Genomic DNA, 13,877 nt, shown 5'->3' with positions numbered 1-13,877 from the left:
GGCATTTGAATATTTCAATTGTAATTATTTGAAATACAGTTTTGACGATTGCGGGCCTACCGTGTACAATCAAAGAATAGTCGTTTTATTTGGTATGAAGAGGGGACACTAGTCGCATATGCAAATGGAAACTTTTCATTGGAAAAAGAATCAGAAATTAGCTGAAGATTATATTCATCAATCTGCACAAGCTGCAGCCTTATTTCCTTATCATTTCGGTCATCAAGAAGATTGGCAGTCCCGCGTAAAGTGGTTGGACGAAGGGCAGCCCGCCTTATCGGCTGATCGCGGACGCTTGGTGGAAGTGCTGCGAGCCTATAACAAGAGAATCGGGAACGCCGAAGCGGCGTTTGATCAAATTGCCGCACTTGAGGGCAAAGAGACGCTTGTTATTGTAGGCGGTCAGCAGGCAGGATTGTTCGGCGGCTCGCTGCTTGTTCTGTACAAAGCTATAACGATCATTCAGCTAGCGCGGGAATGGAGCGCCAAATTAAGCCGTCAAGTCGTTCCGATTTTCTGGATCGCCGGCGAGGATCATGATTTTGACGAGGTCAATCATCTATTTGCGCTGTCGAATACGCAGCAGATTGATAAAATCAAGGTTGACCATCCGACCGGACAGCGCACGTCCGTCAGCAAGCTGCCGCTTGAGCGGGAATCGTGGAAAGATGCTTTGGCGGCTCTGGATCAGTCTTTGATGGATACGGAGTTCAAAGCCGCTCTGATGGCGAAATTAGAAAGCGCTGCAGAAGGCGGAGCAACGCTGTCGGACGCTTTTGCCCGCTGGATGGCTACCTTGTTTGGCGAGTACGGACTTATCCTGATTGATTCGGACGAACCTTCTTTGCGCGCGATTGAATCCCCGATGTTCGAACAGCTTGTGAGGCAAAATGAAGCTTTTGCAACGTCTCTGCTGAAGAGTCAGGACGATGTGCAGCAGGCCGGATACAATTCTCAAGCGGACGTGCCGAATGACGCGGCTAATCTTTTCGTGTATGCCGGCGGACATCGTTTGCTGCTGCACCGGGAAGGCGACTATTTTACAGATAAGAAAAAGGAATACCGCTTCACCAAAGAGCAGCTGCAAGATATAGCGGTAACGAGCCCTGAGCAGCTCAGCAATAACGTTATGTCCCGTCCTCTCATGCAGGAGTTTTTGTTTCCTGTGCTGGCGACTGTATTAGGTCCTGGTGAAATTGCCTATTGGGCACTCATCAAGCAGGCTTTCGACCATTTTGGCATGAAGATGCCGATTGTGGCGCCGCGCCTGGAGTTCACCTTAATCGAGGGCACCGTGCAGAAGCAAATGCATAAGTATGATTTTACATTTGAGGATGTCATGCATCGTTTTGAGCAAAAAAAGCAAGATTGGTTGGACGCCCAGGATACGTTGCGGTTAAATGAGCGTTTTGATCGGGTGAAAAGCGAATTCCGCGACAGCTACGCGCCGCTGGTGGACTCCTTGGCCGTTATTAATCAAGGTGTCAAAAAGCTCGGAGATACGAACATGGCAAAAATTATTGAGCAGATCGAGTTTCTGCAGCACAAAGCGGCAGATGCGTATAAAACGCAGTTTGATGCCGCGTTAAGGCAGCTGGAGCGCATCCGGTTAACGATATTACCGTTAGCAAAGCCGCAAGAAAGAGTGTATAATGGGTGTGCTTATATGAATCGATATGGGAATGATTGGCTTAAAGAGCTTTTGGAGACGCCGATTCCAGTCGATGGTTTGCACCGTGTTTATTATTTGTAGGAGGAATTGGACATGACAACGATTGAAAAAAGTATTGTTGCCGATATCGCATTGGCGCCGGAAGGCCATTTGAAAATTGATTGGGTCCAGGCCCATATGCCTGTTTTGAACCGCATTCGTGAGCAATTTGAGAAAGAGCTCCCTTTTAAAGGGCTGAAAGTAACAATCTCCTTGCATCTGGAAGCAAAAACGGCCTACTTGGCTAAAGTTGTTCAAGCGGGCGGAGCAGAAGTTACAATTACAGGCAGCAATCCGCTGTCGACGCAAGATGATGTTTGTGCAGCGCTTGTTGAGGACGGCATCACGGTATTCGCGAAATACAATCCGACTCCGGAAGAGTACAAAGAGCTGTTGATTAAGGCGCTTGAAACGAAGCCTGACCTCATTATTGACGATGGCGGCGATCTGGTTTCCATTCTTCACTCAGAGCGTAAGGATCTTGCCGTTCAAGTGCGCGGCGGTGCGGAGGAAACGACAACCGGTATCCTTCGTTTGAAAGCGATGGAGAAGGAAGGCAAGCTGGAGTTCCCGATGGTTGCCGTGAACGATGCCTTCTGCAAATATTTGTTTGATAATCGTTACGGTACAGGCCAATCCGTTTGGGACGGCATTAACCGTACGACGAATTTAGTCGTAGCCGGTAAAACCGTCGTTGTTGTCGGTTATGGCTGGTGCGGCAAAGGTGTGGCTATGCGTGCCAAAGGCTTGGGCGCTAATGTCATCGTAACGGAAATCGACGCTATTAAAGCCGTTGAAGCTTACATGGACGGCTTTGCGGTCATGCCGATGATTGAAGCTGCTAAATTAGGCGACTTCTTCGTAACGGTAACAGGGAACCGTGATGTGATTCGCGGCGAGCACTACAAAGTGATGAAGGATGGCGCCATTCTTTCGAATGCCGGCCACTTCGATGTAGAATTCAACAAGCCTGAGCTTGAAGCGCAATCTGTGTCTAAGCGCACCGTTCGTCGCAATATCGAAGAATACCAACTGACCGATGGCCGCAAAATTTATGCGCTTGCTGAAGGTCGTCTCGTCAACCTGGCTGCAGGTGACGGCCATCCGGCTGAAATTATGGATATGACGTTTGCGCTCCAAGCGATGTCTCTGAAATATGTGAATGATGAATACGAGAAATTAGGAAAAACGGTTGTCAATGTGCCGTATGTTTTGGATGAGCAAGTGGCTAGATTCAAATTGGAATCACTAGGCACGAGTATCGATTCATTGACGGAAGAGCAAAAGGTATACCTTGACAGCTGGGCAGAGCATTAAGAACATGATGACCTTTCGGACCGCTTAGCGCGGTTCGGGAGGTTTTTTTTTGTCCTCGCTAACGGACAGAGAGGCCCTTATTCGATGGAAAAGGGTCTCTTTGAACATGCAGCGGACACCAGCGCTGTTACTTGCCTTCTGGGGGACCTTATTTGCCCCATGATCGGCAAATAAAGTTCTCTGGTGTCCGCCCGCAGAGTGATACAACGCTTTTCGCGAAGATAACGGCCGCTGTGTCCGAAATGTATGGAACTTATGGACACTACCTGCAACTTTCCATGCCTGGCCTCCGTTTATAGGGTGTATAACCTAAATTTGGTAGTGAGGAGATGGCATGATGGGGGTCATGAAGTGGATTCAAAAGTTTTCATTGCTGCTTGCCGTATGTATGCTGGCAGGCAGTCTCTTGGCAGGCTGCAGTTCGTCCAAAAGCGACAACACGTCTTCGTCTACAGGGCTGCAAATGAGTGGAACCAGCGACACTGCGAAGATGGATTCGCCTCGCGCGGAAGCACAGTCTGCAGTTCAGGCGCAAGCGGCCAGCGATGCCAAAGGAAAAGAGGCAGGCTCCACGACCGCAAATGCGTCAGGAGATACCAAGGATGGCGCGATAACTGTGATGCCGGCCATCGGAAGCGATGAAGCTGCCGGCTTTAACCGCAAGTTAATTTATCGCGCTAATCTAGTCATGCCAGTAGAAGATTACAGCAAGGCCCAAACGGCGCTGCGAGATCTGGTTGCTTTGAGCGGAGCCTACATCCTGCAGTTTTCGGAGAGTGCGACTACCGGAGAGCGAGGAGGCACTTATACCGTCAAGGTGGCTGCGAACGGCTTTGTTTCTTTGCTAGACGGATTGGAGAAAATCAGTCCGTCGCTGCAAAGAAACGTTCAGGGGCAGGATGTGACAGAGGAGTACGTGGACCTTGGCTCACGTTTGAAAGCCAAGCAGCTGGTAGAAACCAGATTGCTCGGTTTTATGGAGAAGGCATCTAAGACGGATGATTTGCTCGCTTTCTCCAACGAACTGTCCAAAGTGCAGGAGACGATCGAACAGATCAAAGGCCGGATGAGATATTTGGATCAAAATGTGGCGTACTCTACGATTGAAATTCGCATGTATCAGCAAACGGACAAGAAGCCGCTTCTGTCGGATCCGAACAACATGACACTGGGAGAACGGCTCCAGAAAGCATGGAACTCTAGCCTAAATGTACTAGTGGCGGTGCTTCAGGGCATTCTTGTTTTCCTGGCCGCGGCTTTTCCGATCATCGTAATTGCCCTGATTATCGGTGTTCCGATTTGGGTATACAGGCGCAAAAGAAACAAAGAGCTGCTGGCGATGAGAAATCAGCTCAAAGCACAAAATGCTTCTTTGAACTCACTTGATGAAGAGAAACAAGGAACAATAGACGCAGAATAGACCTAAAATTGAAAAAAAATTCGTAAATCCTGCTTAAGAAGCAGGATTTATTTCGTATTTGGCGAATTAAGATTAAAAAGTGGTGAAAAGTGGTAGGAAGTGGAGGGAAAGGGGGCGCCATGCTATGTTCATGGGGGAATATCAACATAGCATAGACGAAAAAGGCCGTATGATTATCCCGGCCAAATTTCGTGAAGCCCTGGGCGAATCCTTCGTTATCACTCGCGGTCTGGATCAGTGCTTGTTCGTATATCCGCGTTCCGAATGGGCGATACTCGAACAAAAGCTTAAAGCACTGCCGCTAATGAAATCAGACGCGCGCGCATTCACTCGTTTTTTCTTCTCCGGCGCAACGGAGTGCGACCTTGATAAGCAAGGCCGGGCGAACATTCCTGGCAATCTCGTCGATCATGCCAAGCTTGAAAAAGATTGTGTGGTTATCGGTGTTTCCAACCGGGTGGAGATTTGGAGCAAGCAAATTTGGGAAAGCTATGCGAATGAATCCGAACAGTCATTCAATGAAATAGCTGAGAAACTCGTCGATTTTAATTTTGATTTATAGATTGCTTACGAAGACAGTTTTGCTAAAGCAAAACTTTTAGGAGGACACCAAGATGTTTCATCATGTGACGGTACTAAAGGAAGAATCAGTTGAAGGATTACATATAAAGCCCGATGGCGTTTACGTGGATTGCACGATGGGAGGTGCGGGGCATAGTTCTCTGATAGCATCTAAATTAGGTCCGAATGGGTTGCTCATTGCTCTTGACCAGGACGATGTTGCGCTAGCCAATGCTCAGACCGTTCTGGCCCCCTACCTGGATCGGGTGAAAATCGTGAAGAGTAATTTCAGAGATTTGGAGCACGTCCTCATGAGTGAGCCGAGAGCACTACGCGACGGGAAACCCCAGGTCGACGGCATTCTCTTCGATCTTGGCGTATCCTCCCCGCAGCTGGACGACGGAGAGAGAGGCTTCTCCTATCATCAAGATGCTGAGCTCGATATGAGGATGGATCGTACGACGGAATTAACCGCCAAGACGATCGTCAACGAATGGCCTCCTGAACGTATTGCGAAAATTTTGTATGAGTATGGGGAAGAGAAGTTTTCGCGCCGAATCGCCGGCGTTATTGCTGAAGCCCGTACCAAGGGGCCGATTGAAACCACAGGCGAACTCGTGGAGCTGATTAAGGAAGGGATTCCTGCGGCAGCCAGAAGAACAGGCGGTCACCCTGCCAAGCGAAGCTTTCAAGCGCTGCGTATTGCCGTCAACGATGAGCTGGGCGCTTTTGAAGAGGCGCTGGAGCAATCGCTGAGATGTTTGGCTCCGAAAGGCCGAGTCGCCGTTATCACCTTCCATTCTTTGGAAGATCGTATTTGCAAGCAGTTCTTCGTCAACAATGTTGAAAAATGTACATGTCCGCCGGGGTTTCCGATGTGTGTTTGCAAGAAATCCGGTGATCTCAAATTAGTTACGCGTAAACCGATCATACCAAGCGAGCATGAGTTAGAGGTGAACCAGAGAGCAAGATCCGCCAAGCTGCGCATTGCAGAAAAGCTTTGACCCAAAAGGAGGAAATTGATATGCCATCTTATATCCAGGGAAATTTGGCCCTTGATCAGAAACGTTCTGTTCCAAAGGCTAAGGTAAAGATTAAAGAGACAACCAAAGTTGTTTATCGCAACAAATCGCTGCCGGCCCAAGAGAAAATGCTGTATCTGTTCACAGTTCTCCTCTGTGTCATCGTAGCAGGTGTGATTATATGGCGATATGCGTCCATCTATCAAATGAATGCAAGTATCTTGAAAATGCAGGGGGAAATTCGCGAGATTCAAGCTCAGAACAGCGCGCTCAAACAGGAAGTTGAGAAGCTGCAAAGTCCGGACCGGCTGAAAGAGGAAGCCGTGCGTCTCGGGTTCAATCTGCAAGATGAGAAACAAGTAAGCCTAGTGACACCGGGGAAAGCAAAGTCAGGCACCAATAGCGGCAAAACTACCAAAGCAGCTTCTAAACCGTAACGGGCAGGTATCGATATGACTAAAAAAATTAAGCTGCGTTCTTTACTTATCGGAGGGTTCTTTACCCTTCTTTTTGTTGTCCTCATAGTTAAAGTCTATTGGATTCAAGTGGTAGATGCGTCATGGCTGCTGGAAAAAGCCGAGCAAAGATGGGAAACCGACCGAATTATCGCGCCTGTTCGCGGCACCATTATGGACCGGAACGACAAGGTTCTTGCCGTCGAAGGGACAGCCTACACAGTTACGCTGAATCCCAAAATGATAGACAGCTTGCATGCTGCGGATGATATCGCCCGCGGTTTGGCTGATATTTTAAAAGAGTCCGATGCGACCAAACCGGCGCTCGAAACGAAGATACGAGAGCTGGCTACTAGAAAGAAGCCGGACGGGAGCGATTTCGCAGTCAATGTTGAGATTCGCAACGAAGGTTGGAAAATTGACAAGGAAAAAGCGGATCAAGTGCGGGATTTCATTGCCACGATGCAGACGAGGCTGAATAAATCGTCCAAAACGAATATTGGCATAGGCATCGCCGAAGAAAAGAAACGGTATTATCCGGGAGGAACGCTGGCTTCGCATATTCTCGGATATACGAACAAAGAAGGCAAAGCAGCGCTTGGCTTGGAATTGAAGCTGGACGATATGCTCAAAGGCGTTCCGGGTATGCTGAGCTATGAGAAGGACGGCAAAGGCGTGGAGCTGCCGGACGCCAAAGTGAACTTCAAACCGGCGGAGGACGGGAGCAATGTCCGTCTGACGATCGATAAGAACATTCAATTTTACCTGGAGAGCGCGATGGCGAAAGTGAATGACAAGTGGCATCCGAAGAGCTTGACAGCTATCGCGGTCGATCCGAAAACGATGGAAATATTGGGCATGGCGAACACGCCTACTTTTAATCCGAATACGTACTGGAATTTTAAAGATCAAAGCGATTTTAAAAATAATGCCATCGCCTCCCGCTATGAGCCTGGTTCGACCTTCAAGATTGTCACTTTGGCCGGCACGGTGGAAGAAGGCTTATTCAATCCGAATGAGATGTATCAATCCGGTATGATTCGTGTGCAGGATAGGGAGCTGCATGACCACAACCGCGTCGGTTGGGGCAAAATTTCTTATCTGGATGGACTTAAGCGGTCTAGTAACGTAGCTTTCGTGAAGCTAGGTTTAGAGAAACTGACGCAGCCTAAGCTGAAGAGCTATATTGAAAAATTTGGTTTCGCAGATAAAACGAATATCGATATGCCGAATGAAGTATCCGGACTCATTGATATGAGGTACCCGTCTGAGTATGCGACAGCAACGTACGGACAAGGGAAAGTCGTTGTTACGGCAATACAGCAAACCGCTGCCTACGCGGCAATGGCGAATGGCGGCAAATTAATGTGGCCGCATATCGTAAAGGATATCGTCGATCCCAAGACTGGGAAGCCGATTCAATCCTTTGCTCCTCAAGTGATCAGGCAAGTCGTTAGTGAGAAGACGGCAGCAACCGTCAGCGGCTACTTGGAGCAAGTCGTTTCCGATCAAGAAATAGGAACAGGTAAGCTTGCTTTCATGGAAGGCTACCGTGTGGCCGGTAAAACCGGGACAGCGAACTTGGTACTGCCTGGAGAAAAAACGTACTCGACTAATACATGGGTTATTTCGTTCATTGGGTATGCTCCTGTGGAAGATCCTAAAATTCTCGTCACATTGATCGCGGACCAACCGGATCTTGGCGGGAACTATCACTTAGGCGGTCAAGTGCTTGCCCCGGCTTTCAAAGAAATCGTCGGTTCATCCCTGCAATATATGGGCGTTAAAACAACGAAGCAGACGCAAATGGTTGCCAAAGAAGCGAATAAGCTGACGGTCCCTAATTTCATGGATATGAGTTCCGAAAGCGCGAAAGCGGCGGCGAAAGAGAGCGGCTTATCTTTTGAAGTATTCGGCAAAGGGGAGAAAGTCATGGATCAATTCCCTAAAGCGGGTACTGAAATCTTGTCCACGCAACGAATTTATATTGCGATGCAAAACGTCAGTGATATGCCTCTTCCCAATTTAGTGGGGCGGTCCTTGCGGGATGCGGTAGAAGCGTGCTCCTTCTTTAAAGTGGATTGCCAAACGTCTGGTGAAGGTTATGTTACCGAGCAAGCGACAACCGGCGAAGGCGAAGGGCGCAGCGCAACTTTACAACTTAAGCCATTAAGCGATAAAACCGTATCGCTCGGCACTCAGGCGCCGCCAACGTCGGAAGCTCCGACGCCGTCACCGAATGGAAAGACGGAAACGCAGCGAAATACAGCCAAAAAGTCGCCATAAGCAAGAGGCTTGTTCTAACCCCTGTTTGTCCCGAATAGTCATGTTAGGAATGAGACTGACTTACTTGGGAAGGGAGACTGAACGTTCATGCGTGCTTCTAACGTTACTGTTCGCCGCAGATTGTTTACTGCGCTCATCATCGGCACGATCATTTTCACCGCACTTATTCTCCGGTTGGCCTATGTCCAGCTATGGATCGGACAAGACTTGGCGAATAAAGCGGAGGACAGCTGGAGGAGACAGATTGAGTTTGCGCCGAAAAGAGGAGAGATTCAAGATCGCAACGGGATCACATTGACCTATAGTATGAGCACGCCGACGATCGTGGCGATCCCTGTGCAAATTCAAGATCCTCAAAGTACGGCAGCCAAGCTTGCAGAAGTGCTTCAAGGCAATGCAGACGATATTTATAAGCAAATTACGAAAAAAACGTCCCAAGTCGACATCAAGCCTTCCGGGCGTAAAATAACGATTGAAAAAGCGCAGGAAGTCCGCAATCTGCATCTCCCGGGCGTCGTTGTCGCGGAAGATAATAAACGATACTACCCTTTCGGCAGTTTGGCGGCACATATCCTGGGCTTTGCTGGCATAGACAAAGGCTTAACAGGGATTGAAGCGAAATACGACAGTCAATTGACGGGCATACCCGGCAACATTTCGTATATGACGGATGCAGCGGGCAGACCGTTAAAGGGCACGACGGATAAGTACACAAGCCCGAAGGACGGCTTGAACGTAAAGCTGACGATCGACAGCCATTTGCAGTCTGTCATGGAAAGAGAATTGGATCAAGCGATGGTTCAGTATCAAGCGCAAAATGTCGTCGCTATTATGATGGATCCGAACAACGGCGAAATTTTGGCGATGGGCAGCCGGCCGACCTATGAACCCGGCAATTATAAAAATTATCCGGCAGAGACGTACAACCGGAACCTGCCGATTTGGAAAACGTACGAGCCTGGCTCGACGTTCAAAATCATCACGCTGGCAGCCGCCCTGGAAGAGAAGAAAGTGGATCTCAAGAACGAACCCTTCTATGATCCGGGATTTATCGAGGTTGGCGGAGCGAGACTGCGCTGCTGGAAGCGCGGCGGGCATGGCAGCGAAACGATGCTTCAAGTTGTTCAAAACTCCTGCAACCCCGGTTTCGTTGTCATGGGACAGCGGCTTGGCAAGGAAAAGCTGTTTGATTATATTTCAAAGTTCGGCTTTGGCAAAAAGACGGGCATTGATCTTGGCGGGGAAGAAAACGGCATTATGTTCAAACCGTCACAGGTGGGGCCTGTTGAGCTGGCAACGACAGCGTTTGGCCAAGGCGTATCCGTCACTCCGATTCAACAAATTACGGCTGTTTCGGCAGCGATCAACGGCGGCAAATTGTTTAAGCCTTATGTCGCCAAATCGTTCACAAACCCAGATACGGGTGAGGTCGTAGATGTCGTAGAGCCCGAGCTGGTGCGCAATGTTATTTCTGAAGGAACCTCGAAGCAGGTTCGCGAAGCGCTTGAAAGCGTAGTGGCGCTAGGCACTGGACGCAATGCATTTATCGACGGCTACCGGGTCGGCGGTAAAACGGGAACGGCGCAGAAAGTAATCAACGGCCGGTACTCGCCGGATGAGCATATCGTGTCTTTCATCGGTTTCGCCCCGGCGGACAACCCGAAGATTGTGATTTATGCGGCTGTGGACGATCCCAAAGGCATTCAATTCGGCGGCTTGATCGCAGCGCCTTTAGTGAAGAATATGATGGCTGACGCTTTGCGCTATATGAAGGTGGAGCCGAACAAGCAGCAGCTCGACAAAGAGTACCGGTATGGAGAAACGCCGGTCGTTGAGGTGCCGGACTTGGTTGGAGCGTCAGTTGATGATATATTAGAAGATCTGAACATGAATTTCAGGCTGGCGAAGTCCGGAAACGGCAAATATGTGATCAGCCAAGCGCCGAAAGCAGGCACACGGGTCGATCAAGGTTCAACGATTCGCATTTTTTTATCGAACAATGAGCCGCCGCAATAGAGGTGCTCAAATATCATTCGAAAAAAGATTGGCAAATAAGACATGTTTAGCTTTTCCATATGCATAAAATTGTCCATAATAGATAGGAAAAATGTTAAGGAGAGGGTTGCTCATGAAACTGCAGGAGCTTGCTTCGGTACTGCTCATCACCCACATACATGGAAATTCGGATACGGAGATTACGGGGATTGAAGCAGACTCTCGTAAAATAAAACCAGGCGATTTGTTTTTGTGCATCCCTGGACTGACAGTTGACGGTCATGACTATGCCCCAAAAGCGATTGCGCTTGGGGCTTCTGCGCTTGTTACGGAACGGGTGCTGGATGTGCCGGTTCCGCAGCTGGTTGTGAAGGATGCCAGATATGCGATGGCGGCTTTGTCTGCCCATTTCTACGGATATCCGAGCAAAGAACTGAAGATTATTGGAATTACGGGAACCAACGGCAAGACGACCTCGACTTATTTGCTGGAAAAAATATTGCGGGATCAAGGCTTTGCGACAGGCCTCATGGGAACCATTCAAATGAAAATCGGGGATACCTATACCGAGATGGAACGGACGACCCAAGAGTCCGTCGATCTGCAGCGCAGCTTCCGCAGCATGTGCGAGGCGGGGACGGATTACTGCATCATGGAGGTGTCCAGCCATGCTTTGGAGATGGGCCGGGTGAAAGGGATTCATTTCCGCTCGGGCATTTTTACGAACTTGTCCCAGGATCATTTGGACTATCACAAAACGATGGAAGCCTACGCAGCTGCGAAAGGACTTCTTTTCTCCAGATTGGGGAACGGGTTCTCCGGCGATCTCAAAGACCGTCAATACGCAATCTTGAATGCGGATGACGAAGCATCGGAAACTTTCAACAGACTTACGGCAGCGCAGGTGATTACATACGGCATTGAGCATCCTTGCGATGTACGGGCGACCGACATCCGCATGACGGCAAAAGGCACGGCGTTCAAGCTCGTTTCTTTTGCCGGTGAAGCTTATTTTCAAATGAAATTGGTTGGTAAATTCAATGTGTATAACGCTCTAGGTGCTATTGCAGCTGCTTTGGCGGAAGGTGTTTCTCTCGAGGCGATCAAGAATAGCTTAGAAAGCATTGCCGTTGTTGACGGACGCATGGAGGTTGTCGATGAGGGGCAGGATTATTTGGTTCTGGTTGACTATGCCCATACGCCGGATGGACTCGAGAACGCACTGTCCACGGTCCGCGAGTTTGCGGAGGGCAAGGTGATCACCGTATTTGGCTGCGGCGGGGACCGTGACAGAACGAAGCGTCCTTTGATGGGGAAGGTAACGTCCTCCTATAGCGATTATTTGTATGTAACGTCCGATAATCCCCGCACCGAGAATCCGGAGGCGATTCTGCAGGACATTGTTCCAGGTCTGCAGGAAGCCGGTTATCCTGAGAGCCGGTATGAATTGATTGCGGATCGCAAAAAAGCGATACAAAAGGCTATTGATGGGGCAGGCCCCAAAGATGTAATATTGATAGCGGGAAAAGGCCACGAAACTTATCAGGATATCATGGGGGTCAAGCATGATTTCGATGATCGTTTGGTGGCTAAGGCTGCGATAAAGGGGAGAACACGATGATCCAACGTACATTACAACAAATTGCAGACATGTTGGGGAGTGAAGTATTGGGGACTGTTGGCGGCACCGTGAACATAGCGGGCGTCTCAACCGATACTCGCTCGATTCCGGCCGGCAGTCTTTTTGTCCCGCTGATTGGGGAAACGTTTGACGGACATGCGTATGCGGAGGAAGCTTATCATAAAGGGGCGTCAGCTGTTTTATGGCAGGAGAATCGCGGAGAGGCGCCGGCAGGTGTTCCGCATATCCGTGTGGCGGATACGCTCACTGCCTTGCAGCAGCTGGCCAAAGCCTATAGAAAGCAGTTGTCAGTGCGCATCGTAGGCATTACGGGCAGTAACGGAAAAACGACGACGAAAGATTTGGTCGCTGCCGTTTTGGGCAGTACGTATAAGGTGCATAAAACAAAAGGGAATTTCAATAATCATATCGGATTGCCGCTTACGCTGCTGCAGCTGGAAGAAACGACGGAATTTGCCGTAGTCGAAATGGGCATGAGCGGACGCGGCGAAATCGAGCTGCTCAGCCATTTGGCCGAGCCGGAGGCTTCGATCATCACGATGATCGGCGAGTCGCACATGCTCCAGCTCGGCTCGCGCGAAGAAATCGCCCGGGCGAAAGTGGAGATCGTAAGCGGCATGCCAAGCGGCAGCCTGCTCGTGTACAACGGCGACGAGCCGCTCATCGAGCAGGCGCTCGCCGAGCGCAGCCTGCCGGAGGGGCTTCGCCGCCTCCGCTTTGGACACGGCGAAGGCAATGCGAAGCATCCGACCGCAATCCGCATGGATGCGGACGGCGCGCACTTCCGGCTCAATTCACCGGGCTACCCGGAATTGTACATTCCCTTGCTCGGCACGCATAACGTCATTAACGCGTTAGCGGCCCTCGCCATCGGCGAAGCCTTCGGCGTTCAGCCGGAAGACGCAGCAGCGGGGCTTCGCTCGCTGCAGATGACAAGCATGCGCATCGAGAAGCTGACGGCAGCCTCCGGGCTGACGGTGCTGAACGATGCGTATAACGCCAGCCCGGCCTCCATGCGGGCGGCCATCACATTGGCCGAGCAGCTGGGCGGCTTCGGCCGGAAGTTCCTCGTGCTCGGCGACATGCTGGAGCTTGGCGAGCACGAAGAGCAGTTCCATCGCGAGATTGGCGCGATGCTGTCTGCGGAACGTGTACACAGCGTGTTCACGTTCGGCCGGCTCAGCCGCTTCATTGCCGAGGAAGCGGCGGCCCGTTTCCCGAAGGATCGCGTGCGAACCTTCGAGGACAAAGAGCTCCTCGCTCGCGAGCTTGCGGCTGAAGCGCGGGCGGACGATCTTGTGCTCGTGAAAGGCTCGCGCGGGATGCGTCTTGAGCAAGTTGTGAATGCCTTACTCGCCTGATTAGGCGCTGAAATAACTAATACGAAACAGTAGATCGTTTTCGGTTGGCGGAAACGAGCAGGGGGAACCGACGTGGAAAACGCAATTTTATTAACAATAGGCGTGGC

At 50.2% G+C, this 13,877-nt stretch carries 10 protein-coding genes; all 10 read left to right on the top strand.

The window, feature by feature from the left end; all coding sequences use genetic code 11:
- Window positions 1–124 precede the first annotated feature (124 nt).
- Window positions 125–1,753 carry a bacillithiol biosynthesis cysteine-adding enzyme BshC gene (gene bshC, locus AC3WRW_RS06115; protein ID WP_492545460.1) on the top strand — a complete coding sequence of 543 codons (1,629 nt, stop codon included), beginning with the start codon at window positions 125–127 and terminating at the stop codon, window positions 1,751–1,753.
- Between the two features lie 12 nt (window positions 1,754–1,765).
- Window positions 1,766–3,028, top strand: a complete 1,263-nt coding sequence (locus AC3WRW_RS06110; RefSeq protein WP_492545459.1) for an adenosylhomocysteinase — start codon at window positions 1,766–1,768, stop codon at window positions 3,026–3,028.
- 337 nt (window positions 3,029–3,365) lie between these two features.
- On the top strand, window positions 3,366–4,448 hold the full coding sequence (locus AC3WRW_RS06105; RefSeq protein WP_492545458.1) for a DUF4349 domain-containing protein: 1,083 nt from the start codon (window positions 3,366–3,368) through the stop codon (window positions 4,446–4,448).
- 124 nt (window positions 4,449–4,572) lie between these two features.
- Complete coding sequence (gene mraZ / locus AC3WRW_RS06100; protein ID WP_127451955.1) at window positions 4,573–5,010, top strand: division/cell wall cluster transcriptional repressor MraZ; 438 nt, start codon at window positions 4,573–4,575, stop codon at window positions 5,008–5,010.
- A 52-nt stretch (window positions 5,011–5,062) separates the two neighbouring features.
- Window positions 5,063–6,013, top strand: coding sequence for a 16S rRNA (cytosine(1402)-N(4))-methyltransferase RsmH (gene rsmH / locus AC3WRW_RS06095; protein WP_492545457.1), 951 nt, complete (start codon window positions 5,063–5,065; stop codon window positions 6,011–6,013).
- 20 nt (window positions 6,014–6,033) lie between these two features.
- Window positions 6,034–6,468, top strand: a complete 435-nt coding sequence (ftsL2, locus tag AC3WRW_RS06090; RefSeq protein WP_492545456.1) for a cell division protein FtsL — start codon at window positions 6,034–6,036, stop codon at window positions 6,466–6,468.
- 15 nt (window positions 6,469–6,483) lie between these two features.
- Window positions 6,484–8,772, top strand: a complete 2,289-nt coding sequence (locus AC3WRW_RS06085) for a penicillin-binding transpeptidase domain-containing protein (RefSeq protein ID WP_492545455.1) — start codon at window positions 6,484–6,486, stop codon at window positions 8,770–8,772.
- A gap of 87 nt (window positions 8,773–8,859) precedes the next feature.
- Window positions 8,860–10,788: a stage V sporulation protein D gene (locus tag AC3WRW_RS06080; protein WP_492545454.1), complete on the top strand. Its 1,929-nt coding sequence runs from the start codon at window positions 8,860–8,862 to the stop codon at window positions 10,786–10,788.
- Window positions 10,789–10,900: 112 nt separating this feature from the next.
- Window positions 10,901–12,388 (top strand): UDP-N-acetylmuramoyl-L-alanyl-D-glutamate--2,6-diaminopimelate ligase, encoded by a 1,488-nt coding sequence (locus AC3WRW_RS06075; RefSeq protein WP_492545453.1) that lies wholly within the window; start codon window positions 10,901–10,903, stop codon window positions 12,386–12,388.
- The gene (locus AC3WRW_RS06070) at window positions 12,385–13,770 is read left to right on the top strand and encodes a UDP-N-acetylmuramoyl-tripeptide--D-alanyl-D-alanine ligase (RefSeq protein WP_492545452.1); all 1,386 of its coding nucleotides are present in this window, start codon (window positions 12,385–12,387) and stop codon (window positions 13,768–13,770) included. Before AC3WRW_RS06075 ends, AC3WRW_RS06070 begins: the two co-directional genes overlap by 4 nt.
- The last annotated feature ends 107 nt before the right edge of the window (window positions 13,771–13,877 follow it).

The sequence above is a fragment of the Paenibacillus sp. FW126-R14 genome, from assembly GCF_058789495.1.
The sequence above is the reverse complement of the archived record's forward strand: the minus strand, read 5'-3'. Positions and strand labels throughout refer to the sequence as shown.

Coding starts and splice junctions, on each gene's coding strand:
- mraZ (WP_127451955.1), top strand. CDS start 4,573: ATGTTCATGGGGGAATATCAACATAGCATAGACGAAAAAGGCCGTATG.
- AC3WRW_RS06085 (WP_492545455.1), top strand. CDS start 6,484: ATGACTAAAAAAATTAAGCTGCGTTCTTTACTTATCGGAGGGTTCTTT.
- rsmH (WP_492545457.1), top strand. CDS start 5,063: ATGTTTCATCATGTGACGGTACTAAAGGAAGAATCAGTTGAAGGATTA.
- ftsL2 (WP_492545456.1), top strand. CDS start 6,034: ATGCCATCTTATATCCAGGGAAATTTGGCCCTTGATCAGAAACGTTCT.
- AC3WRW_RS06110 (WP_492545459.1), top strand. CDS start 1,766: ATGACAACGATTGAAAAAAGTATTGTTGCCGATATCGCATTGGCGCCG.
- AC3WRW_RS06105 (WP_492545458.1), top strand. CDS start 3,366: ATGGGGGTCATGAAGTGGATTCAAAAGTTTTCATTGCTGCTTGCCGTA.
- AC3WRW_RS06075 (WP_492545453.1), top strand. CDS start 10,901: ATGAAACTGCAGGAGCTTGCTTCGGTACTGCTCATCACCCACATACAT.
- AC3WRW_RS06070 (WP_492545452.1), top strand. CDS start 12,385: ATGATCCAACGTACATTACAACAAATTGCAGACATGTTGGGGAGTGAA.
- bshC (WP_492545460.1), top strand. CDS start 125: ATGGAAACTTTTCATTGGAAAAAGAATCAGAAATTAGCTGAAGATTAT.
- AC3WRW_RS06080 (WP_492545454.1), top strand. CDS start 8,860: ATGCGTGCTTCTAACGTTACTGTTCGCCGCAGATTGTTTACTGCGCTC.